Here is a 374-nt window from a genome sequence, read left to right as displayed (position 1 = left end):
CAATACGCGCTATAGATCTTCTTACAGTTCTTAACTGTATCGGGTTCTCTAATGGCGATACTGCGTGAGCCATTTTAAGATCGGAATATGCTTTCCTTGACTTACCAAGTTCTTCCTGTAATTCTGCTACAGACAATTCTCTAACTTCTGATTGTTTCATAACGTATCTTATTAAGCTTGATAATCTCTAGCTACAATGAACTTAGTTTTCACAGGAAGTTTTTGAGCTGCCAGGCGTAAAGCCTCTTTTGCAACATCAAAAGGTACACCTCCTACTTCAAAAAGTATTCTTCCGGGTTTTACAACTGCAGCCCAGTATTCAACGGCACCTTTACCTTTACCCATACGTACTTCAAGAGGTTTCTTGGTGATAG

2 protein-coding genes are annotated in these 374 nt (G+C 39.6%); both read right to left on the bottom strand.

The genetic code is table 11. The features are described 5' to 3' along the window. On the bottom strand, positions 1–160 hold a 160-nt coding region (gene rpmC, locus HC176_RS17515), incomplete at its 3' end, for a 50S ribosomal protein L29 (RefSeq protein ID WP_167920287.1). Between the two features lie 11 nt (positions 161–171). After that, positions 172–374: 50S ribosomal protein L16 (rplP, locus tag HC176_RS17510; RefSeq protein WP_167920285.1), on the bottom strand; the 203-nt coding region annotated here is incomplete at its 5' end.

This window comes from Tamlana crocina (genome assembly GCF_012037625.1).
The sequence above is the reverse complement of the archived record's forward strand: the minus strand, read 5'-3'. Positions and strand labels throughout refer to the sequence as shown.